Source organism: Desulfuromonas acetexigens (assembly GCF_900111775.1).
Taxonomy (GTDB): domain Bacteria; phylum Desulfobacterota; class Desulfuromonadia; order Desulfuromonadales; family Trichloromonadaceae; genus Trichloromonas; species Trichloromonas acetexigens.
In genome coordinates this window covers 297154-318106 of sequence record NZ_FOJJ01000034.1, presented here as the reverse complement: position 1 = coordinate 318106, position 20953 = coordinate 297154, and the positions used below count along the sequence as shown (strand labels likewise).

Below are 20953 nucleotides of genomic sequence, written 5' to 3'. Positions count from 1 at the left end.
AAAGACACCCTCCCGTGGAACCCATCGTCATCATCGGCGCCGGCCTCGCCGGTTGCGAAGCGGCCTGGCAGGCGGCCAACCAGGGCGCGTCGGTCATCCTTTTTGAGATGAAGCCGCAGCGCTTCTCCCCCGCCCACCAGTCGGCAGGGCTGGCGGAACTGGTCTGTTCCAACAGCCTGCGCGGGGCGGGGATGAACAACGCCGTCGGCTGCCTCAAGGAAGAGTTGCGCCGCTGCCGCACCCTCTTCATGGAAGCCGCCGACACCACCGCCGTCCCCGCCGGCGGCGCCCTGGCGGTCGATCGCGAAGGCTTTTCCGCCTATATCACCGAAAAGATCGCCGCCCATCCCCTCATCGAACTACGCCGCGAGGAAATCGCCACCATCCCCACACAAGGGACGGTGATCCTCGCCTCGGGACCGCTCACTTCGGAAGCCCTCTCGGCGGAGATCGCCCGTCTCACCGGCGCCGAGCATCTCTACTTTTATGATGCCATCGCCCCCATCGTCGAGGCCGACTCCATCGACTTCACCAAGGCCTGGCGCGCTTCCCGCTACGGCAAGGGCGGGGACGACTACGTCAACTGCCCCTTGAGCAAAGAGGAATACGTCGCCTTTGTCGCCGCCCTCAAAGCCGCCGACAAGGTACCGGCCCGGGATTTCGAGAAGATGCTGCACTTCGAGGGCTGCATGCCCATCGAAGAGATGGCCGAGCGCGGCGAAATGACCCTGGCCTTCGGGCCGATGAAACCGGTCGGCCTGCCCGACCCGCGCACCGGCAAGGTGCCCTTCGCCGTGGTGCAGCTGCGCCAGGACGACCGCCACGCCAGCCTCTATAACCTGGTCGGATTCCAGACCAAACTCACCTATCCCGAACAGCGACGCATCTTCCGCACCATCCCCGGCCTGGAAGAAGCGCGCTTCGCCCGTCTCGGCAGCCTGCACCGCAACACCTTCATCAACGCCCCGACTTGCCTGAGCCGTACCCTGCAACTCAAGAGCGATCCGCGCCTCTTCTTCGCCGGTCAGATCAGCGGCGTCGAAGGCTACGTCGAATCGGCGGCCATGGGCTTTCTCGCCGGACTCTTCGCCCTGCGGCAGCAGCGCGGGGAAGAACTCCCCCTGCCGCCAGCGACCACTTCCTTGGGCGCCCTGCTCGGCCACTTGGCCGACTCCGCCCCCGAGAATTTCCAGCCGATGAACGTCAACTACGGGCTCTTCCCCCCCCTGGAAGGACAGCGGATGAAGCGGGCCGACCGCCGCCTGGCCATGGCCGAACGGGCGCTGGCGGATCTGGAGTCCTGGCGGCGGACCGTGCTCCCTGACGCAGGCGCCTAATTCCGTCGTTAAAAATTCCGACGTCCGACTTCCTCAACAAAGACAAACAGTTGCTCTCATTCTCCAGGGCGGGGAATTTTCCCTGTCGGAAGAGCTTACGCCCACAGCACCATTCCCACCAAAACTCCGCTGCAACCTCCTGCAAAGACTGAACAAATAAAAATGGCACTATTTTTGCTTTCAATCTTGAATCCGGTCCGAAACGCTTGATTCCTACGAGAATCCATATATTTAGAAGTTTGCGCGCGTAGCAAATCTGTGCAAAAATCAGGATTATTTCCCCGCAAGGGACGAGCAAATCGTTGCTTTCGATTTTTTTTGCTGTTACTATCAGGGCCAATTTTAATCATCTAATTAAATAACGGATTGCCCCGGTCTGCCACCCTGGGAGAATCCCCCCGCCAGATCGGATCCTTCCGGCCTTTTCCTTTCCGCCGCAACGATTTGTGCCGGGTAACATCGGTGGCCCAGCACTTTGCGTTCAAATCGATCAAGAGGCACAGACCCGGTGCGAACAGACCTTCACGGCATAACGGGCAGCCACCTGCCCACCCCCCTGCATATCCGGGTTCATCTTCCGGACCTGCTCGATACCCTGCGCCGGGTGGCGGCCCTCGCTCCCCTGCAACTGGCCATCAGTTGCGAACAGGAGATCCTCTTTCCCCTCCACGGCCAGGAGCATTTCTTCTGCGGCAGCCTCGGAAATAACGAACTCTGCGACGCCGACTGCCGAGCGATCTTTGAAGGCGCCTTTCGCGAGGCGACCCGGGACAACCGCCCCCTCCTCTTTTCCTGCGCAGCCGGACTCCTCTATTTTGTCATCCCCTTTCGCAACGACCGGAATCAACACTGCTGCCTCTTTGCCGGCGGCGTCCGGGACGAGGCGCCGGAACTCGCCCTGCTGGAAAAACTCTCCAACGCCCCCAGCAATGATGGCGGCACGCTACTCGAAAAACTGCTGCGGCGCCCGCAGATCAAACGGGCACAACTGGAGGAAATCCTCGGCAAAACCCTGACCCTGCTGACGATTCTTGCGGATGAACAGACATTGGCGCAACCCCTGCGCGGACTGACCCAACGCCTCGCCACCGTCGCCGGCGCCGCCGCCGAACTGGATCGCGCCGAAAGCGGCGACGCCGTGCTCGAGCTGCTCGGCGAGACCCTCATCCTCCTTTTCGACCTTTCCCGGGTCGTCATTCTCAGCGCCGAGGGCGAGGACTTCAATCTCAAGGTGAATCTGGGAACAACCTCCCAGGCGACGAACTGCGCCTGCGGGAGATTGCGCGAGCTGCTCGGCGCCCATCCCGACGGCAAGCCCCTGTTGTTGCGCCAGGAGGTCGGCGAATTCTTTCCCGAGATCGACAGCGACCGGGCGATCTGCGCCCCCCTGCGTAGCGAAGGGCTGGACCTGGGTCTGGCGGTGATCTTCGACGCCGACCTGCCGGGTCGGGATCTGCTGCTGCTCGAACTGCTCGCCGGCCGGGCGGCGACCAAGCTGCACCGGTTGCGCCTCGCTGCGCTGTACCAGGAGCGGCAGACTTCTTCCCGGCGCCTGCTCACCATGCTCGGCGAGCTTTCCCTGGTCGAGACCCGGGAAGTGCTCTATCAACGGATTGTTGCCATGAGCTGCGAACTGCTGCAGGCGGCGCGAGGCTCGCTCATGCTCCTCGACGAAACCGGGGAGTGGCTGCGCATCGTCGCGGCGCGGGGCATCAACCTGGAAGTGGCGGCGAGCATCCCCCTGCGCCTGGGGGAAGGGATCGCCGGCCGCGTCGCCAAAAGTGGGCTGCACCTGCTGGTGACCGACATCGAAAAGGACAGTCGGGTGGGGATCGCCAACCGCCCCCGCTTCCAGACCAAGTCCTTCATCTGTGTTCCCCTCAAGGCTCACGACCGTATCGTTGGTGTCCTCAATCTGGCGGACAAAGAGACCGGCACCACCTTCGGCGACGACGATCTCGCCACCCTGCATCAGCTCATCGACCAGGCCGCCCTGCTCATCGAGCGGGTCGCCGTCTATGAAAACGCCCGCAAGCTGGAGGAATTGGCGGCCCGCGATCCCCTGACCGGCCTCTACAACCGGCGCATGCTCGAAGCCCGCTTCCAGGAAGAGCTCAGCCGCTGCTCCCGGCTCAAGCACCATTTCACCATCATGATGCTCGACCTCGACCACTTCAAGGCCTACAACGACCAGTGCGGACATATTGCTGGTGACCACGCCCTGAAAAAAGTCGCCTTATTGCTCAAGAAATCGGCTCGCGAAATGGACATCGTCACCCGTTACGGCGGCGAGGAATTCTGTCTGCTACTGCCCAACACCGGCAAAGAAGAGGCCCTCTTCGTCGCCGAACGCATCCGCCGGGCGATCGAGACGGAAATCTTCCCCGGCGAAACGGCCCTGCCTACGGGGCGTCTCACTACCAGCATCGGCGTCGCCTGCTACCCCGACGACGGTGAGAAATTCGAAACCCTGGTCAACGCCGCCGATATCGCCCTCTATCAGGCCAAGAGCAAGGGGCGCAACCGGCTGGCCAGCTTTGAAGTCGTCCCCCCCTCCCTGATCAAAAAGACCGGCTGAGCCCCCCTCGGCGCGCTGGCATTTTTCCGCCCTTTCCGCTATCCTCCCGGCCATGAAATCTACTCACGATATCGTTCTGGCTTCGGCCTCTCCCCGCCGCCGCGAACTGCTCGAACGCGTCGGCATTCCCTTCCGCGTCGTCCCCAGCGACATCCCCGAGGATGAACGTCCCGGCGAAAGCCCGGAAGAGCACGTGCTGCGCCTCTCCCGCGACAAGGCCGGGGAAGTCGCCGGGCGCGCCGACATCCCCGGCCGCTGGTTTATCGGTAGCGACACCATCGTTCTGCGCGACGGCGGCATTCTCGGCAAACCGGCCGATGAAGCCGAAGCGGCGGCCATGCTGCGCTCCCTCTCCGGCCGGGAACACCGGGTCCTCTCCGGCTACGCCGTCCATGACCGCGAAACGGGAACGACCCACGCCGACGTCGTCGCCACCCGGGTCCGGTTCAAACCGTTGACAGCGGCGGAAATCGCGGGGTACATTGCCACCGGCGAACCGATGGACAAGGCCGGAGCCTACGCCATTCAGGGGATCGGCGTCTTCATGGTCGAAGCGATCGAAGGCAGTTACACCAACGTCGTCGGCCTCCCCCTGTGCGAGGTGGTCGCCACCTTGGAACGCCTCGGCGCCGTGCGCCTCTTCGAAAATCCGACATAACCGACAGGACCCGCCCATGTCCATCCGTGAAAACATCGAAGGGATTCAGGCCCGCATCGCTGCCGCCTGCGCCCGCGTCGGCCGGAATCCGGCGGAGGTGCGGCTGGTGGCGGTTTCGAAGACCAAACCGGCGACGCTGATCGAGGAAGCGGCCGCCGCCGGGCAGCGGCTCTTCGGCGAAAACTACGTGCAGGAATTCGCCGACAAGACCGAGCAGGTGCGCGCCCCGGTGGAGTGGCACTTCATCGGTGCCCTGCAGAGCAACAAGGTCAAATACCTGCGCGGCAAGGTGACGATGATCCACTCCCTCGACCGCCTCTCCCTGGCCGAGGAGATCAACCGCCAGTGGGCCAAACTCGACCGGCCGGTGGATGTCCTGCTGGAAGTCAATCTCGGCGACGAGTCGAGCAAAGCCGGAACCGGCGCAGAGGAAGCGATCGAACTGGTCCGCCGGGTGGCAGAGCTGCCCTTTCTGCGTCTGCGTGGCCTGATGGCGCTGCCCCCCTGGCTGGACGATCCGGAGGAGGTGCGCCCCTACTTCCGCCGCCTGCGGGAAGTGGCTCGGCGGATCGAGGCGTTGAACATTCCCGGCGTAAGCATGGCCGAGCTTTCCATGGGCATGAGCAACGATTTCGAGGTCGCCATCGAGGAAGGCGCCACCCTGGTGCGGGTCGGCACCGCCATCTTCGGTGGACGCGGGTAAGGTCGATTGATACCTGAATTTGTGAGGAGTGAGGAGTGAGGAGTAAAAAAAACCTCCCACAAAACGGCTCTATTGATTTTTTCTCCTCACCCCCACCCCCTCACCCCTCACGGATTTAGATACCATGAGTTACGCTCCCCCCCGCGCCCTTTGGGCCTCCCGTCTCGGTTTTATTCTCGCCGCCGCCGGCAGCGCTGTCGGCCTCGGCAACATCTGGAAATTCCCCTACATCACCGGCCAGAACGGCGGCGGCGCCTTTGTTCTCGTCTACCTGGTCTGCATCGCCGTGGTCGGCTTGCCGATCATGATGGCCGAACTGATGATCGGCCGTCATACCCGCAAGGACGCCGTCGGCGCCTTCATTCACTTGGAGGGGAAGCGCTCTTTCTGGCAGGCGCCGGGCTGGATCAGCGTCGCCGCCGCTTTCATCATCTGCTCCTACTACTCGGTCGTCGCCGGCTGGACCCTCGATTATCTCTATCGGGCACTGCTGGGGAGTTTTTCCGGGCAATCGGCCGAAAATATCGAAGGGTTGTTCGGCGGCCTCACCGCCGACGGCCCGCGCCAACTGCTTTGGCATTTCCTTTTCATGAGCCTGTGCCTGGGGATTGTCATCGGCGGCGTACAGAAAGGGATCGAGCGCTGGAGCAAGATTCTCATGCCGATCCTTTTGGCGTTGCTCGCCCTGCTCTTCATGAACGGCCTGCTCAGCCCCGGCGCCTGGGAAGGGATCACCTTCCTGTTCCGCCCAGACTTTACCAAGCTCACTCCGGCGGCGGTTCTGGAGGCCATGGGGCACGCTTTCTTCACCCTCTCGTTGGGGATGGCGGCGATGATCACCTACGGCTCCTATCTGAGCAAGCAGGAGGATCTGCTCGGAGCGAGTCTGCGCGTGGTCGTCCTCGATACGGTCATCGCCCTGATGGCCGGCATCGCCATCTTCTCGGTCGTCTTCTCCGTCGGCATGGAACCGGCCGCCGGACCGGGGCTGGTCTTCAAAACGATCCCGGTGGTCTTCTCCCAGCTCCCCGGCGGCTTCGTCCTCGCCATCCTCTTTTTTCTGCTCCTTGCCTTCGCCGCCCTGACCAGCAACATCTCCCTGCTCGAAGCCTCGGTCGCCTACCTCATCGACGAACGGGGCTGGAGTCGCCCCCGCGCCACCTGGTTTCTGGCCGGGCTGGCCTTCGTCGTCGGCATCCCCACAGCGCTTTCCTACAACACCCTGGCCGAGTGGAAAGTGATCGGCGACCGCGTCTTTTTCGACTCGGTCGACATGCTCGTCTCCAACTATTTCCTCCCCTTCAGTGGCCTTTTTATCTCCATCTACGTCGGCTGGTTCTGGAGCGGCACGGAGGAGAAGCAAGAGCTCATCGCCGGGGGCGCCGGCTGGGTCTATCCGACCTGGCATTTTCTCATCCGCTACGTCTCCCCCCTGGCGGTAGCCGTCGTTCTCTTCTTCAAGATGAAAGAAACCGGCCTCTTCGCCTGGTTCGCGGCCCTGTTGCAATGACCCTCGCCACCCTCCTTTTCGATCTCGACGGCACCCTGGTCGACTCGCTGCGCGACCTCGCCGCCGCCCTCAATCGGCTGCGGGGGGAACTCGGCCTCGCGCCGCTCCCCCTCGACCGGGTCCGCGCCTGCGTCGGCGATGGCGCCACCCTGCTGGTGCAACGGGGCCTGGCGGAAATCCCCTATGAGGATGACCTGCTCAAGCGTTTTCTCCGCCTCTACGGCGAACATCTGTTGGATGAAACCCGCGTCTACCCCGGCATCCGCGAATTTCTCGACGGGCAGGAGCGTCGCAAGCTGGCCATCGTCACCAACAAGCCCGCCGCCTTCACCCGGCCCCTGCTCGACGGCCTCGGCCTGACCCGCTACTTTCCGGTGGTGATCGGCGGCGATTCCTGCGCCGAGAAAAAACCCCATCCCGAGCCGGTGCGCGAGGCGCTGCGCCGACTCGGCGCCAAGGCCGAAACGGCGGTGATGATCGGCGACCACCACACCGACCTGCGCGCCGGGGCGGCGGGGGGGCTGCGCACCTGCTTCTGCGCCTGGGGGCTGGGGCATCACGGCGACTGTCCCTACGACGACCTGGCGGCGACTCCCGCCGACCTCGCCCGGCTCTATCCCGGAGCCTCGCCGTGACCGCCAAGCCCCTGACCCTGCGGGAGATTTCCCTCTTTTTCTTCCCGCTATTGCTCAATGTGCAGATGATGAGTGTCTCCCACTCGATCATCAACGCCGGCCTGGCCCGGGATACGGATTTCGTCACCGCCCTGGCCGCCTTCGCTGTGGCCATGGCCCTGCACGGCCTGCTCGCCTCGGCCTCCTACCAGAACCACACCATCACCATTGCCATGGTGCGCGGCCGCCGCTCGCTGCGCGGCACCGTCATCTTCGTCATCCTGGTGGCGAGTCTGGTCTCGCTGCTGCTCGCCACCGTCGCCTTCACGCCGGTCGGCGATTTCGTCCTTGGCCGCCTGCTCGGCGTTTCCGGCGACATCGCCTATCACGCCAAGGCGGTTTTGGGCATTCTCGTCTTTCTCCCCTTTCTCACCGGGTTTCGCGGCTTCTTTCAAGGGCTGGTCATGCAGGCGCGTCAGACCGCGCTGGTGTCGCTGGCAACTATCGTCCGGGTCATCGCCCTGCTCGGCTTTCTTATTCTCGGCCGCCGCTGGTTTTCCGGCGCCGAACTGGGCGCTTTCGCCCTGCTCGCCTGCATCGTCATCGAAACCGCCCTGATGGGCGCCTTTGCCTGGCGTTGCCGCATCCACCACGAAGGCGGCGCCGACGAACGGGGCGCGCTGGAAGTGCTGCGTTTCGCCTTCCCGCTGGCCTACGCCTCCTGCCTGCAACAGAGCGTGCCGCTCTTGATCAACGCCATCATCAGCCGCCTCCCCGACGGTGCCCTGGCGTTGGCCTCCTTCGGCGTCATCCGTGGTTTCATCTTTCTCCTCGCCGGACCGATGCGCAACCTGCTCCAGGCCTATCAGACGATGGTCAAGAACGATGCCGACTACCGGGTGCTGGTGCGCTTTTTCCGCTGGGTCGGCAGCGCCCTCGCCATCGTCACCATCCTTATCGCCTTCCCGTTAAGCGGCCCGGTCCTCGGCGCCCTCATGGGCCTCGACGCCGCGACCCGCGCCTATATCGCCCTGCCGTTGGCGGCCTGCGCCCTCTACTGCTACCTCTACGGCGCCGTCAGCCTGCTTCGCGGCTGGTTCACCAACGAAGACCGCACCACCGAACTCGGCCGCTCCGTCATCTACAAAGTGCTCTTCCTCGGCCTCTGTTGGGGGGCGTTTCTACTCCTGCCCATCCCCGTTCCCGGCGTCGCCGTCGCCGTCTTTCTGCTCATGGCCGCTGAAGTCTGCGAAGCCTGGTACCTGCACCACCGCCGCCGGCGCCTGCGCCGCGCCGCCCGCGCCGTGTTGCCCGCGCCGTTGCCTGAAACCCGCCTGCGGCGTACAATGGACTAAAAGGAGCGCGCCATGGACAAAAAACACCCCTGCCCCGACTGCAAGATGTGCCAATGGTGCTCGGACGACCGTTGCCGCCTTTGCCTGCGCACCGGCTGCAAAAAGAAGCTGTCGATGGCCGAGCAGATCGAGCTGTTCGAGAAGATGAACGCTTGCCCGGCTTGCCCGACCGCCGACGCGGAACCCAACAAGTAATTCCGTCGAAACCAACCCCCAAAGACGCGCCGCCACATCGGCCAAGAAATCGGCCAAAACACCCCATGTCTTCTGAAAAAAACAACATATCCGCCTGAAATATCGATTTAATCTATTTGACATAACGGCATGACAATCGGCCATTTGCTGGCCGGAAGAGAAAAAGTCGGGTATGCTGTTGCCAACAGGGGAAGGGAGGACTCAATGGCGGAAGCAACCCTATACAACCGGGCAACCCAAATGGAACCCATGTTTCCGGCGGCTCAGGATGCCGGCCTGACCGAACTGGCAATCGAGGTCATTCGCCAGTCGGCCGCCTTGAGCGCATCCCTGCACCCGGTTTCTCGCCGGGCCGTGGCGGAATTGGTTCGCTCGATGAACAGCTACTACTCCAACCTCATTGAAGGCCATAACACGCACCCCATCGACATTGAACGCGCCCTGGCCAAGGACTTCTCGCATGACAGCGCCAAGCGAGCCTTGCAGATGGAAAGCGCGGCCCATGTGGAAGTGCAGCGCCTCATCGAAAAACGGCTGGCGGAACAACCGGATTTGGACATTTGCGCAATGGATTTTTTGCGTTGGGTTCACCGGGAGTTTTACGCTCGTCTACCCGAAGAATTTCGTCAGGTGCGAACCCCGGCGGGCGAGGATAAAGTCGTCGCGCCGGGAGAGTTTCGTCAGGTCGAGGTATCGGTTGGCCGACACGTCGCTCCGGCTTTTCGTTCCTTGCCGGAATTTCTGGCGCGCTTCCAGGCCGTTTACGCAAATCCGGCGCTAAACACCGTGGACCGGGTGGTAACGGCGGCGGCCTCGCATCATCGGCTCGCCTGGATTCATCCTTTTCTGGACGGCAACGGGCGCGTCACGCGCCTGATCACTCATGCCTATCTGGTTAAAGCGCGTATCGACGGCCACGGGCTGTGGATCGTTTCCCGAGGGTTGGCCCGCAATCACGCCGCCTACCTGGCGGCGCTGGCCGGAGCCGACACACACCGACAGGATGACCTGGACGGTCGCGGCAATTTATCGAACCGGGGGCTTCTCGATTTTTGCACCTTCTTTCTGCAAATCTCCCTTGACCAGATTCGGTTCATGTCCAACCTGCTTGAACTCGACGGCCTGCAACGGCGCATCGTCGGTTATGTGGACCGCCAGGCCGGGATCGGCAAACTCCAGCCGGAAGCAGGCTTCCTGCTGCGCGAGGCCTTATTGCGCGGCAAGATTCCTCGTGGAGAAGCCGCCCGCGTTACCGGCCGGCCGGAGCGTTCGGCCCGACGTATCCTCAAGGAGCTGCTGGAACAAAACCTGCTCAGAGCGGAAACGGAAAAAGGCCCCGTGCGCCTCGCCTTCCCCGCGCGGGTGGCGGGATACTATTTTCCCCGCCTCTACCCCGAGGGGGTGGAGGCGAACGAGGAATAAGCCGTCCCCTTGCCAACCGGGTCGGCGACTACCGGCTGATCGGCGAAATCCAGGGCCGAATAATTCTGCTGCTGGTGCTGATGGTCGGGCACCGCGGCACGGCTTACGACCGGAGCTGAGCGCTGGAACAAGCGGCCCTCCTCGTAAAGCCTTATTTTGATCCGCGAAAAGAGCTTTCGGCGTTGGTGCCGGACGATCTTGAAATTCTAAACCACCCTGGGAGCAAGCATGGACCCGTTCATCGAAAAACACCGGGACACGATCAAAAAGCTGGCGGCCGACCGGGGCGCCGTGCGGGTGCGCCTGTTCGGCTCGCTGGCCCGGGGCGAAGGGGGGCCGCAAAGCGACATCGACCTGCTGGTCGACCTTGAGGAAGGGCGTTCGGCCCTGGCCCTGGGCGGGCTGTTGATGGATCTTCAGGAGCGTCTCGGCCGCCGGGTCGACGTGGTCACGCCGGCGGCGCTGCATCCCCGCATTCGCGATAAAGTGCTTGAACAGGCGGTGGACCTATGAAAGGGGAGGAACGGGACGTGGTGCTCATCGAGTACATGCTCGAATGCATCGACCGGATCGAGCGCTACCTGCCCGGTTGACGAAACGATTTTTTCGCCTCGGAACTGGCGCGGGATGCCGTGGTCAGAAACCTGCAAACCCTGGCGGAATCGAGTCAACGACTCAGCGACGAATACAAAAAAACCCGCCCGGAAATCGACTGGCGAGCAATGTCGGGCTTTCGCAATATCCTGGTCCATGACTATCTCGGCCTGGATTTGAAACTGATCTGGCTGGTGATCGAAAACGAATTGCCCTCCTTGAAAAAAGTTCTCGAAAGGATGGCGGCCGCCTGAAGAGTGGTCAAGCAACAAGTATTCGAATCGGTGACAATTTGTCACCGTCCGAATCCAAAAAGAGCCCGCACCGTTGACGCGGCCCCGGAGATCCCCCTCCGGGGCCGTTTTGTTTTGGGAAGGGCTAACTGTCCCCCACCACCCGTAGCCTTTTCCAGTGCCCGGCGCGGTAGCGCAGGTAGAAGACGGCGCTGAAGGAGAGGAAGAGAAAGATGAGGGCGAGCCAGGCGGTTTGCGGGGGGAGGTGGAAGACTTTCAGCGCGAGGTAGAGGGCGGGGAGGAGCAGCCAGTGCATGGCGACGGAGATGCACATGGCCCAGAAGGTGTCGCCGGCGCCACGCAGGACGCCGCTGAAGACGACCATCAAGGCATCGGCGAGGACATAGAAGGCGGCCAGGCGCAGCATGACGGTGGCCAGGGGGGCCGCTTCGGCATAGACGGCGTCGGCGGCAACGGGGGCGAAGAATCCGACGAGTTGCGCGGGGAAGGCGACGAAGAGAATGAGGATCAACGAAGAGTAAGTCAGTGCCATCTTCAGCCCCGAGCGGGCCGCCCGCTGGGCGATGTCGGGCCGCCCGGCGCCGAGGTGGCGGCCGACCAGGCTGACCACGCCGATCTGGATGCCGAGCAGCGGCACGAAGGAGACCATGTCCCAGTTGAAGACAATGGTCACCGCCGAGGCGGTGGCCGGGGAGTGGCCATGGAAGAGAAGGATCATCAGCGTGAAGGCGATCAGGTTGAGAAAGAGCTCGATCCCCGCCGGATAGCCGTAACGCAGCAGCTTGCCGAGAATTTCCCGGTCAAAGCGCAAGGCCGCGCCGACGGCGAACTCCCGGCGGATGGAGCGCCCCCAATAGGCCCCGGCCAAAACCAGCAGGGCGCAAAAGCCGGCGAGCAAGGTGCCGAGGGCGGCTCCGCGAATACCGAGGGCGGGAAAGCCCAGGTGCCCGAAGATGAGGACGTAGTTGGCGGCGATGTTGACGACCATGGCGACCAGGGTCGAGATCATGATCACCCGGGTGCGGCCGATGCCAGAAAAGAAACCGGCCAGGGCGGTCCGCAGCAGGGTGAGCAGGGCGCCGTAGAGGAGGATGTCGAAGTAGGCTTGCTGCGGTTCGAGCTGCGCCGGCGGAATGCCAGAGGCGGCGAAGAGCCCATGGGCCAGGGGCCGGGCGGCGAGAATCAGGGGATAGGCGGCGAGGGCCAGCAGCAGCGCCTGGGTGATGACCCGGGGGCAATACTCCTTGCGTCCGGCGCCGAGATACTGGGCGACCAGGGCGGTGGCGTAACCGATCAGGCCGATGAAGAAGGTCATCATCATGAAAGCGGTCAGCCCACCGGCCATGGAGGCGCTCATATCCGCCGTACCGAGCCGAGAGAGAAAGAGCCGGTCGACAAACATCATCGCCGTCTCGCAGGCCTGGGAAGCGACCATCGGCAGGGCGACGGCAAGCATCTCCCGCAGGCCGCCGGGGCGCGCGCTTCGGGGTGAAGATAAGGTCAACGATTCCGTCATGGGCTGTTTTTCCATAGAAACATTGTAACTTGGGGGACATTTAAATGCAGGGGCGCAGCATGCTGCGCCCTTACGGCCCTGCGACTTCGGCAACCTCCGGAGAGCGAGGCGAATGAAAGGTGAAAGCCTTTCCCCTCCAAACCGCAAAAGGAGAGAAGAACCGGCGCGGTCCTTCCCTCCTTTTTTATAGCACTGATACCCCTTCTAGCGGGGTTTTTGCAGAAAACGGTAAAAATCCGAATCGGTGGAGATGACCAGCTTGGAATTTTCCTTGAGCGCCTTGCGGTACGATTCGAGGGTTCGCACGAAGGCGTAGAATTCCGGATCGCGGCCATAGGCTTCGGCATAGATGGCGGCGGCTTCGGCGTCGGCGCGGCCGCGAATCTGCACCGACTCGCGGTAGGCGTCGGATTCGATGCGCTTGAGCTCCTTCTGCATCTGGCCGAGGATATTGGCTTTCTCCCCTTCCCCTTCGGAGCGGAACTGGGACGCGACCTTTTTCCGCTCGGAAATCATCCGCTCGTAAACCCGCAACCGCACCTGCTCGACGTAGTTGATCCGCTTGATCTGCAAGTCGATCATCTCGATGCCGTATTCGGGGATGTTCTTGCGCGCCTCGGTGAGGATGTCGGCGAGAATTTCCTCGCGTCCCGTCAGATTTTCAGCGACGATTTTCTGCCCCTCGAAATCGAGGACTTCGACCGTCCCCGCCGGCGGCTGATAATCCTTGCCGCGCACCAGTTCCACCAGCAGGTGGCTGGAAACGGCGTCGCGCACGACCGAGTCGAGAATGTCGTCCAGGCGGCTGCTCGCCCCCAACTCGGTAGCCACGGTCGTATAGAAGAGCAGCGGATCGACGATCCGCCAGCGGGCCGTGGCGTCCACCCAGATGTAGCGCTTGTCTTTCGTGGGAATCTGGTTGGGATCGCCGTCCCATTTGAGAATCCGGCGGTCGAAGCGGCGCACTTCCTGGATCAGCGGGATTTTGACATGCAAACCGGCATACTTCACCTCATCGACCGGCTTGCCGAACTGGGTAACGATCGCCTGCTCCCCCTCCTCGACAACAAAGAGAACGGATTGCCCAAGCAGCAGAAGCATAACGGCGATGGCGACAAGAAGTTGGCTTTTCATCCTTTGTCCCCCTCCTTCGGGCTCCGCAAGGGGAGCAGCGGCAGTGCGCCGGAACCCTTTTGGTCCATGATGTAGATCTCCTCCAGGCGGGGCAGGATGGTTTCGAGGGTTTCGAGGTAGAGCCGTTCGCGGGTCACTTCCGGGGCCTTGCGGTATTCGGTGTGCAGGGCGAGAAAGCGGCCGGCCTCCCCCTTGGCCTGATTGATCCGTTCGAGGGCGTAGCCTTCGGCTTCGAGGATGGCGCTCTTGGCCACCCCGCTTGCCTTGGGCACTTCGCGGTTATACTGCTCGCGGGCCTGGAAGATCAGGCTTTCCTTTTCCTGCTCGGCCTCGTTGACTTCGTTGAAAGCCGCTTTGACCGACTCGGGGGGATTAACGTCCTGGAACTTGACGGTAACGATGCGCACGCCGATGTCGTAGGAATTGAGAATCGCCTGCAAGTCCTTTTCGATGGCGGTGGCGAGCAGGGCCCGCTCGGTGGTGAGCACCTCGGTGACGTTGGAATTGCCCACAGCCTTGCGCACCGCCGCCTCGGCGACGTCGCGAATGGTCGATTGGGGATCTTTTATCCGGAAGAGATACTTGAAGGCGTCGGCGATCTGATACTGGACGATCCACTCCAGGTCGCTGACGTTGAGATCGCCGGTGAGGGTCAGCGCCTCCTCGTTCAGCCCTTCCTTGGTATAGGTCGAGCGCGCCCCGGGCTGAACGGTGCGAAAACCGAATTCTTCCTTCATGACCCTTCCGGTCTTGACCAGATAGACGGAATCGATACCAAAGGGGATTTTGAAATGCAATCCAGGCTGGGCGAATCCGTTAAAATGCCCGAAACGCAGGACTACTCCAGTCTCCTCAGTGCCGACCTGATAGAAACTGCTGCCGGCGCCGAAAACCAGCAACAGCGCGAGAACGATGCCGGCAAGCATTTTCAGTGGCGGCTTCTGACCTTTAAAGCGGGCGATGAATTCGTTGATCTTGCGTTCGAGGAGATCGGGATCTCCTCCACCTTGCCAGTTCTGCATGGATCCTCCGTCGGTTGCGGCGAGAAGCGAGCCTCGTCGCCTGGGAACATTCAAAGGAAAACTTACCATACCCGCCTTTGAGGACAGAGCGAAATCGGATCACTCGCAATAAACGGGACGGTAAAACCTGAAGAAGGGGATGGGGGATGAGCGAAACGGAAAAATGCCAACGACCCTCAACGCGCTCGGAGCGAGAAAGGGTATGGGGACGTCGTGGGATGGTCGGAGAGAAGGGCGTGAAGCGGGAAACTACAGGGCTCCCCCCAGTTCGGCGGGTTCTTCGGGCGGGATCTCCTCGGAAGGGATTTCCTGGGCCTCTTGTTTGTTCTTTTTCTTTTCTTCTTTTTTCGCCTTCTTGGCGATTTCCTTCTGGCGTTTTTCGTAACCGTAATTAGGTTTTCTGGCCATCCTGGGGATTGTCCTTTCGGGGTTGTCGAACGCTAGATGCGGGCAGGGTGGAAATGAGACCGCTGAAACAAAGAACCCCGCGAAAACTCGCGGGGTTCTTTTTCATGCTATGCAAAATCCTGCTTAAATTCTGCGCACATTGGCCGACTGGGGGCCTTTTTGACCTTGGGTCACCGCGAAACTTACGCGATCACCTTCGGCGAGGGATTTGAAACCATCCCCTTGAATTTCAGAAAAATGGACGAATACGTCGGGCCCATTGTCCTGCTCGATAAAACCAAAACCTTTTGCGTCGTTAAACCACTTCACGGTGCCTTCAGCCATTTTTTTCTCCACGTTCCCCTTGGGAACTTTTTGTCGTGCGAACTTCAACTACCCATAAAAGGAAAAAACACACGCCCAAGAGGGCCTGTGTTTTTGGTCCGGACCAACACCTTGTTCATCCGGTGAGCGTCAAAAATCCACACAAACTTGCTTAAGTAAAAGGACACTACCACGGGTGACTTGCGAAAAGCAAGCTTTTAAATATTTTATGTGCCGGAAGGGATTTTTAAACGGTCCGGCAAAATCTTCTCCTTGAAATTTGCGTACACTAATCGGAATGAATATCATGACGAAAAGAGGCCGCCCCCTTGCGATCCCAAAAATCCCGGTTGTCCTTGATCCGTTTCTGCTCTATTCTGACGCCATGAAACTGATCTCTTTTAACGTCAACGGTCTGCGCTCCCGCCTGCATCAACTCGAAGCGGTGATCGAGCGGCACCATCCCGCCATCCTCGGCCTGCAGGAAACCAAGGTTCAGGATGCCGACTTCCCGCTGGCGGCCATCGAGCAGCTCGGCTATCGGGCGGCCTACCAAGGACAGAAGACCCACTACGGTGTGGCCCTACTCTCGCTTGATGAGCCGCAGCAGGTCCAGCGCGGCCTGCCCGACGACGGCGACGAGGCGCAGAAACGCTTTATCGGCGGGGACTTCGCCCTTTCCTCGGGCGCAATCCTGCGAGTCGTCAACGGCTACTTCCCCCAGGGTGAGAGCCGCGCACATCCCCTCAAGTTCCCCGCCAAGCGAAAATTCTACGCTGACCTGCTCGCCTACCTGCGCGACCATTGCCGCCCCGATCAACCCCTGGCGATCATGGGCGATTTCAACATCGCCCCAGTCGACTCGGATATTGGCATCGGCGAGGAAAACGCGAAACGCTGGCTGCGCACCGGCAAGACCAGCTTCCTGCCGGAAGAGCGGGAATGGCTTCAGGCCCTGCTTGACTGGGGTCTGCACGACAGTTTCCGCGAGCAAAACCCGGCGGTCGAGGACCGTTTCAGCTGGTTCGACTACCGCAGTCGGGGTTTCGAAAGCGAGCCGAAACGGGGGCTGCGCATCGACCACATCCTGCTCACCCGCCCCCTGATGGAACGCTGTCGCGCCACCGGCATCGACTACGACATCCGCGCCATGGACAAGCCCTCGGACCACTGTCCGGTCTGGGCCGAGATCGACATCGCCGATTTGTGAGGATGGATGAAAACCGCCGACATCGAACAACTCAAACGCGAGATCGTTGCGCGACTGGCTCCGCTGAATCCGGAAAAGATCATCCTCTTCGGCAGTTACGCCTGGGGGGATCCGACTCCGGATAGTGATATCGACCTGTATGTGGTGACCAGGGACGACTTTGTCCCCGCCAACTGGCAGGAAAAAAACCGTCTCTTTATCGAAACGAGCAGTGTATTGGATGATCTCCAGGAACAAACCCCCATCGATCTGATCGTCCACACCCGGCCGATGCATAAAAGGTTCGTTGAAATAGACAGCATGTTCAGTCGGAAAATCTTGCGCGACGGGGTACTGCTCTCATGAGGGAGATTACCGGAGAGTGGCTGGCGGCGGCGAGCTTAGACTTGGAGACGATTGCCTCGATTATCGACAATGACAACCTGACCGGGATCGTCGCCTTCCATGCGCAACAGGCCATGGAAAAAACGCTGAAAGCCGTACTGGAAGAAACCCGCATCGAATTCCCGAAAGTTCACAAACTGCAAACCCTTTTCGCGCTCTTGCCGGAAAAGTTCCGTCAGGACTACGACTTGGTTCTGATCAAGACCCTGGACGGGCTTTATATCGAAGCCCGTTATCCCGGGGGAACTGGGGCTCTTGCCGAACGGCAAACCCTCTCTCGACGATGCAAAGAAATTCTTCGCCTATGCCCAGAAATTTCACGCCCGCATGACCCAATCGCTCAAAAACGAGCAACCATGATTTTCCCCGAGGTTCCCCCGTGCCGGAAAATGTTCTCTTCGCCTTTGGCCTGACCCTCTTCGCCGGGCTTTCTACCGGCGTGGGGAGCGCCATTGCCTTTTTCGCCAAGCAGACCAACACCCGCTTTCTCTCCATCAGCCTCGGTTTTTCCGCCGGGGTGATGATCTACGTCTCGCTGGTCGAGATTCTCGCCAAGGCCCGCATCGCCCTGGAAGCCGCCTGCGGCGAGCGCACCGGGGCCTGGCTGACGGTGGCGGCTTTTTTCTTCGGCATCCTCCTCATCGGCCTCATCGACAAGCTCATTCCCTCCATCGAGAACCCCCACGAAATCAAAGGGGTCGAAGAGATGGCCGAGCGCCCGAGCGAGCGTGAACGCAAACTGCTGCGCATGGGAATGTTCACCGCGCTTGCCATCGGCATCCACAACTTTCCCGAGGGATTGGCGACCTTCGCCGCCGCCCTGGCCGACCCGACGGTGGGCATCTCCATCGCCGTGGCCGTGGCCATCCACAACATCCCTGAGGGCATCTCCGTCTCGGTCCCCATCTATTACGCCACCGGCAGCAAACGCAAAGCCTTCTGCTACTCCTTCCTCTCCGGTCTCTCCGAACCGGTCGGCGCCCTCGTCGGCTATGTGCTGCTCTACCGCTTTTTCGACGAGATGGTCTTCGGCCTGCTTTTCGCCATGGTCGCCGGCATCATGGTCTTCATCTCCCTCGACGAACTCCTCCCTTCGGCACAGAAATACGGCGAACATCACCTCTCGATCTATGGCCTGGTGCTGGGGATGCTGGTGATGGCGGTGAGCCTGTTGCTCTTCATGTAGCAGGCTGAGAAAAAACGCCCGTCCGCGGCGTTGCCCTCATCCTCGTCGCTGCGACCTACCTACCGGTACGCCTCGCTCCTCGCATTTCGGGCGCCTTGCACCTGGGCATTTTTGCTCAGCCTGAACATCGGGGGTTTTTCATCGAACAGGAAGCATTCCCACAAAAAAAATCCAAAACCGCAGAGGACGCGAAAGGTTCCGAAAGGGACGCATCGCGTCCTCTTTTTTGCGGACTTCGACCGAAGCCGATCAGAAGGCCATTTTGGCGAAAGGGGATTGGGCCGAGGCCTTGAGAGCGTCTTCGAGGGTGAAGATGTTGTTGGCTTCGAGCAGGGGGATGAGTTTGAGCAGCACCTCGGCGGTGGCGACGGCGTCGCCGAGGGCGGTGTGACGGCCGTGGATGGTGAGGTTGAGCATTTCGGCGATGGCGTCGATCGAATGATCCTTCTGGTTGGGGCGAACCACCGAGGAAAGGAGCAGGGTGTCGAGGACCGGATTGTCGAAGCGCAGGCCGGTGCGGCGTTCGTTGAGTTCCAGAAAACGCATGTCGAAGGCGGCGTTGTGGGCGACCAGTACCGCCCCTTCGGCGAATTTGTGGAAATGGGGGAGCACCTTTTCGATGGTCGGTTGGCCGACCAGGCGGGACGGATCGATGCCGTGGATAGCCACCGACTCGGGGGGGACGCTGCGGCGGGGATCGACGAGTTGGTCGATGATTTCATCGTAAAGTAAGCGGCCATTGATGATGCGGATAGCGCCGAGTTGGATGATTTCATCCCCCTGCGAGGGATTGAGGCCGGTCGTCTCCGTGTCGAAAACGACGTAGGTGAGCTTGCGCAGGGGCCGCTTGCCAAGGTCGTCCATCCCCGGCCGGTTGAAGAGATCGAATTCGTAGTAAACCGGGCGCGGTTTGTGCGGCGAAGGCAGTTCTTCGTGCGCCGAGGGGGAAGCGAGGGGCAGCTCGATCCGGACCTCGTGGCAGGCCTTACCCCCTGCCGACTCGATGAAGACGGCGCCGCCGAAGCTGCTGACCAGATCGCTGAAGCTGAGGGCCTGCCCCTCGCTTTCGACGATCACCGGCGACGCCACCCAGTCGGCGATGAACTGGTAGTCGAGACAGTAATCGGGCCAGCCGATGGTCATGGAGGCCTTCGTCGAAGAGGTTTGCCGCAGGGTCACCAGGAAGGCGCCGAAGAGCTTCTGTCCCTTGAGCAGCCCGGCCAGATGGGCCAGGGCCTGCACTAAAGAATAGCTGTCGAGGCGCAGCCAAAGGCCGTCCTGCGCCTCTCCCTGCAACTCGGCGCCGAAACGGTCGAAGAGGGTCTTGCGCAGAATCTCCATGAGGTTCTCGGCGAGGATATCCTCGACCTTGCTCAAGGAATGGCGGTGATGGGTATAGTGCTCGCGGACCTGATCGAGATTCTGCTGCAGGGCCAGGGACGACCGGTCGATCACCCGCCGGTAGCGCTGCAACTGGTGGGGCTTGAGTTCGGGCCGGGCGAGAATGGTGGAGATCGACCGGCGGATGTCGGCGATCCCGTCCTGAAAGGAATCAGCCATGGTCTGAATCAGCCGGTCGCGGCGGTTATCCGCCTCGATCTGCGGGGTCATGTCCTCCAAAGTCAGGACGAATCCGGAAATCTCCTGCTCTTCGACTTTCTGCCCGAGGACCAGGGCCATATTGAGGCGCAGGCAGGCGCCGTCGGGGCGGGTCAGCATGAAGCCGAGGGTCGACAGGGTCTGCTCCTGGTGCAGCGACTGGCGCAGGCGCTCGAAGGCGTGCATCAGCGGTTCGCGCCGCAACAGGCCGAAAACCGAGCGCCCCAGGCCGATGATGCCGGCGCCCCCTTGGCCGTTTTCCGGCTGGAGCAGGTTCTGGGCCTGCTGGTTGTAGAGCAGGATCAACCCCTCGGTATTGCAGACCAGCACTCCGCTGGGGAGTTCGGACATGAGCGCCGCCAGGCGGTTGCGTTCTTCGTCGACCTGGGCCTGGGCCTCGTGAATACGGACGTCGACTTCGGTCTTGAGCTTCTGGAAGGCGTCGGCGTAATCGTTGATGATACCGGTCAGGTAAACGACCTCGCGGGCGCCGCGGGGGAAAATCCGGTAATCAGGATTGGCCGTGGCCATCAGCCGGGTTTTTTCGGCCAGTTGCAGAATGGGGATGACGTAGTAGTAGAAGAGCATACTGACCAGTCCGCCGATGGCGGTGACCAGAATGACCGAGCCGAGCATGGGGAAGGGGAGGATTTTGTCGAGCAACCCTTTGATATAGGCCTGCTCGTCGGGCGCCAGGGAAAACCAGGCACCGAAGAGCGCGGCCCAGATCACGCCAAAGATGACATTGGCGATGGCGAAGAGGAAGATCCAGTAACGGTACTGAGGTTTCATAAACGCCCGAAATCAGGGAGGCACAGGATAAGGAGTTTCTTATTGTACGCAATCCGGGGCGGGGCCGTCCAGAACTTTGCTCGAAAAAAATAACGCCGTTTGCAATCCTTCGAAATCGAACGGTTAGCGGGCCTTTGAAACACTCGCTTGCCAAGGCTGATCAAAAATACTCAGATGCA

Annotated in this window: 21 protein-coding genes and 1 pseudogene; 15 read left to right on the top strand and 7 right to left on the bottom strand. The window is 61.3% G+C overall.

The window, feature by feature from the left end; genetic code table 11:
• Window positions 1-14 precede the first annotated feature (14 nt).
• From trmFO to BQ4888_RS12160, 9 genes are all read left to right on the top strand, one after another.
• On the top strand, window positions 15-1337 hold the full coding sequence (gene trmFO, locus BQ4888_RS12200; protein WP_092057529.1) for a methylenetetrahydrofolate--tRNA-(uracil(54)-C(5))-methyltransferase (FADH(2)-oxidizing) TrmFO: 1323 nt from the start codon (window positions 15-17) through the stop codon (window positions 1335-1337).
• Between the two features lie 508 nt (window positions 1338-1845).
• Window positions 1846-3915 (top strand): diguanylate cyclase, encoded by a 2070-nt coding sequence (locus tag BQ4888_RS12195; protein WP_170232855.1) that lies wholly within the window; start codon window positions 1846-1848, stop codon window positions 3913-3915.
• A 52-nt stretch (window positions 3916-3967) separates the two neighbouring features.
• Window positions 3968-4573 (top strand): Maf family protein, encoded by a 606-nt coding sequence (locus BQ4888_RS12190; RefSeq protein ID WP_092057527.1) that lies wholly within the window; start codon window positions 3968-3970, stop codon window positions 4571-4573.
• Between the two features lie 16 nt (window positions 4574-4589).
• Complete coding sequence (locus BQ4888_RS12185; protein WP_092057526.1) at window positions 4590-5276, top strand: YggS family pyridoxal phosphate-dependent enzyme; 687 nt, start codon at window positions 4590-4592, stop codon at window positions 5274-5276.
• 124 nt (window positions 5277-5400) lie between these two features.
• Entirely contained in the window at window positions 5401-6786 is a 1386-nt protein-coding gene (locus tag BQ4888_RS12180) for a sodium-dependent transporter (RefSeq protein ID WP_092057525.1), read from the top strand.
• The gene (locus BQ4888_RS12175; protein WP_092057524.1) at window positions 6783-7421 is read left to right on the top strand and encodes an HAD family hydrolase; all 639 of its coding nucleotides are present in this window, start codon (window positions 6783-6785) and stop codon (window positions 7419-7421) included. Before BQ4888_RS12180 ends, BQ4888_RS12175 begins: the two co-directional genes overlap by 4 nt.
• Window positions 7418-8755 carry a hypothetical protein gene (locus BQ4888_RS12170; RefSeq protein ID WP_140396655.1) on the top strand — a complete coding sequence of 446 codons (1338 nt, stop codon included), beginning with the start codon at window positions 7418-7420 and terminating at the stop codon, window positions 8753-8755. Before BQ4888_RS12175 ends, BQ4888_RS12170 begins: the two co-directional genes overlap by 4 nt.
• Window positions 8756-8767: 12 nt before the next feature.
• Window positions 8768-8950, top strand: coding sequence for a hypothetical protein (locus BQ4888_RS12165; protein ID WP_092057523.1), 183 nt, complete (start codon window positions 8768-8770; stop codon window positions 8948-8950).
• 240 nt (window positions 8951-9190) lie between these two features.
• Window positions 9191-10372 (top strand): Fic family protein, encoded by a 1182-nt coding sequence (locus BQ4888_RS12160; protein WP_092057549.1) that lies wholly within the window; start codon window positions 9191-9193, stop codon window positions 10370-10372.
• Here BQ4888_RS12160 and BQ4888_RS17605 read toward each other — a convergent pair.
• Complete coding sequence (locus BQ4888_RS17605) at window positions 10339-10503, bottom strand: hypothetical protein (protein WP_170232854.1); 165 nt, start codon at window positions 10501-10503, stop codon at window positions 10339-10341. The genes BQ4888_RS12160 and BQ4888_RS17605 overlap by 34 nt on opposite strands.
• A gap of 97 nt (window positions 10504-10600) precedes the next feature.
• Between BQ4888_RS17605 and BQ4888_RS12155 the strand changes: the two genes are divergently transcribed.
• Complete coding sequence (locus tag BQ4888_RS12155) at window positions 10601-10885, top strand: nucleotidyltransferase family protein (RefSeq protein WP_092057522.1); 285 nt, start codon at window positions 10601-10603, stop codon at window positions 10883-10885.
• Window positions 10882-11220: pseudogene (locus BQ4888_RS17710) on the top strand (HepT-like ribonuclease domain-containing protein). The gene BQ4888_RS12155 and the pseudogene BQ4888_RS17710 overlap by 4 nt, the downstream one beginning before the upstream one ends.
• A 124-nt stretch (window positions 11221-11344) precedes the next feature.
• Here BQ4888_RS17710 and BQ4888_RS12145 read toward each other — a convergent pair.
• The 5 genes from BQ4888_RS12145 to BQ4888_RS12130 form a co-directional block, all read right to left on the bottom strand.
• Window positions 11345-12736, bottom strand: a complete 1392-nt coding sequence (locus tag BQ4888_RS12145) for an MATE family efflux transporter (RefSeq protein WP_170232853.1) — start codon at window positions 12734-12736, stop codon at window positions 11345-11347.
• A gap of 204 nt (window positions 12737-12940) precedes the next feature.
• Window positions 12941-13870 carry a protease modulator HflC gene (hflC, locus tag BQ4888_RS12140; RefSeq protein WP_092057520.1) on the bottom strand — a complete coding sequence of 310 codons (930 nt, stop codon included), beginning with the start codon at window positions 13868-13870 and terminating at the stop codon, window positions 12941-12943.
• Complete coding sequence (gene hflK / locus BQ4888_RS12135) at window positions 13867-14892, bottom strand: FtsH protease activity modulator HflK (RefSeq protein WP_092057519.1); 1026 nt, start codon at window positions 14890-14892, stop codon at window positions 13867-13869. Before hflK ends, hflC begins: the two co-directional genes overlap by 4 nt.
• Window positions 14893-15141: 249 nt before the next feature.
• Window positions 15142-15300, bottom strand: coding sequence for a hypothetical protein (locus BQ4888_RS17600; RefSeq protein ID WP_170232852.1), 159 nt, complete (start codon window positions 15298-15300; stop codon window positions 15142-15144).
• Window positions 15301-15423: 123 nt separating this feature from the next.
• The gene (locus BQ4888_RS12130) at window positions 15424-15624 is read right to left on the bottom strand and encodes a cold-shock protein (protein WP_092057518.1); all 201 of its coding nucleotides are present in this window, start codon (window positions 15622-15624) and stop codon (window positions 15424-15426) included.
• 364 nt (window positions 15625-15988) lie between these two features.
• Between BQ4888_RS12130 and xthA the strand changes: the two genes are divergently transcribed.
• The 4 genes from xthA to zupT are packed head-to-tail and all read left to right on the top strand — an operon-like array spanning window position 15989 to window position 18383.
• Window positions 15989-16813: an exodeoxyribonuclease III gene (xthA, locus tag BQ4888_RS12125; protein ID WP_092057548.1), complete on the top strand. Its 825-nt coding sequence runs from the start codon at window positions 15989-15991 to the stop codon at window positions 16811-16813.
• A 6-nt stretch (window positions 16814-16819) separates the two neighbouring features.
• Window positions 16820-17158 carry a nucleotidyltransferase domain-containing protein gene (locus tag BQ4888_RS12120; protein WP_092057517.1) on the top strand — a complete coding sequence of 113 codons (339 nt, stop codon included), beginning with the start codon at window positions 16820-16822 and terminating at the stop codon, window positions 17156-17158.
• The gene (locus BQ4888_RS12115; RefSeq protein ID WP_092057516.1) at window positions 17155-17610 is read left to right on the top strand and encodes a HEPN domain-containing protein; all 456 of its coding nucleotides are present in this window, start codon (window positions 17155-17157) and stop codon (window positions 17608-17610) included. The genes BQ4888_RS12120 and BQ4888_RS12115 overlap by 4 nt, the downstream gene beginning before the upstream one ends.
• A complete protein-coding gene (zupT, locus tag BQ4888_RS12110) occupies window positions 17577-18383 on the top strand; it encodes a zinc transporter ZupT (RefSeq protein ID WP_092057515.1) in 807 nt (268 codons plus the stop codon). The genes BQ4888_RS12115 and zupT overlap by 34 nt, the downstream gene beginning before the upstream one ends.
• Before the next feature lie 249 nt (window positions 18384-18632).
• On the opposite strand, the gene BQ4888_RS12105 is transcribed toward zupT, so the two are convergent.
• Window positions 18633-20774, bottom strand: a complete 2142-nt coding sequence (locus BQ4888_RS12105) for a 3'-5' exonuclease (protein ID WP_092057514.1) — start codon at window positions 20772-20774, stop codon at window positions 18633-18635.
• Window positions 20775-20953: the final 179 nt, after the last annotated feature.

Excerpts from the sequence above, each read along its gene's own strand:
- BQ4888_RS12190 (WP_092057527.1), top strand. The coding sequence starts at position 3,968 with ATGAAATCTACTCACGATATCGTTCTGGCTTCGGCCTCTCCCCGCCGC.
- BQ4888_RS12185 (WP_092057526.1), top strand. The coding sequence starts at position 4,590 with ATGTCCATCCGTGAAAACATCGAAGGGATTCAGGCCCGCATCGCTGCC.
- BQ4888_RS12180 (WP_092057525.1), top strand. The coding sequence starts at position 5,401 with ATGAGTTACGCTCCCCCCCGCGCCCTTTGGGCCTCCCGTCTCGGTTTT.
- BQ4888_RS12175 (WP_092057524.1), top strand. The coding sequence starts at position 6,783 with ATGACCCTCGCCACCCTCCTTTTCGATCTCGACGGCACCCTGGTCGAC.
- BQ4888_RS12165 (WP_092057523.1), top strand. The coding sequence starts at position 8,768 with ATGGACAAAAAACACCCCTGCCCCGACTGCAAGATGTGCCAATGGTGC.
- BQ4888_RS12160 (WP_092057549.1), top strand. The coding sequence starts at position 9,191 with ATGGAACCCATGTTTCCGGCGGCTCAGGATGCCGGCCTGACCGAACTG.
- BQ4888_RS12155 (WP_092057522.1), top strand. The coding sequence starts at position 10,601 with ATGGACCCGTTCATCGAAAAACACCGGGACACGATCAAAAAGCTGGCG.
- BQ4888_RS12145 (WP_170232853.1), bottom strand. The coding sequence starts at position 12,736 with ATGACGGAATCGTTGACCTTATCTTCACCCCGAAGCGCGCGCCCCGGC.
- hflC (WP_092057520.1), bottom strand. The coding sequence starts at position 13,870 with ATGAAAAGCCAACTTCTTGTCGCCATCGCCGTTATGCTTCTGCTGCTT.
- hflK (WP_092057519.1), bottom strand. The coding sequence starts at position 14,892 with ATGCAGAACTGGCAAGGTGGAGGAGATCCCGATCTCCTCGAACGCAAG.
- BQ4888_RS17600 (WP_170232852.1), bottom strand. The coding sequence starts at position 15,300 with ATGGCCAGAAAACCTAATTACGGTTACGAAAAACGCCAGAAGGAAATC.
- BQ4888_RS12130 (WP_092057518.1), bottom strand. The coding sequence starts at position 15,624 with ATGGCTGAAGGCACCGTGAAGTGGTTTAACGACGCAAAAGGTTTTGGT.
- xthA (WP_092057548.1), top strand. The coding sequence starts at position 15,989 with ATGAAACTGATCTCTTTTAACGTCAACGGTCTGCGCTCCCGCCTGCAT.
- BQ4888_RS12120 (WP_092057517.1), top strand. The coding sequence starts at position 16,820 with ATGAAAACCGCCGACATCGAACAACTCAAACGCGAGATCGTTGCGCGA.
- BQ4888_RS12115 (WP_092057516.1), top strand. The coding sequence starts at position 17,155 with ATGAGGGAGATTACCGGAGAGTGGCTGGCGGCGGCGAGCTTAGACTTG.
- BQ4888_RS12105 (WP_092057514.1), bottom strand. The coding sequence starts at position 20,774 with ATGAAACCTCAGTACCGTTACTGGATCTTCCTCTTCGCCATCGCCAAT.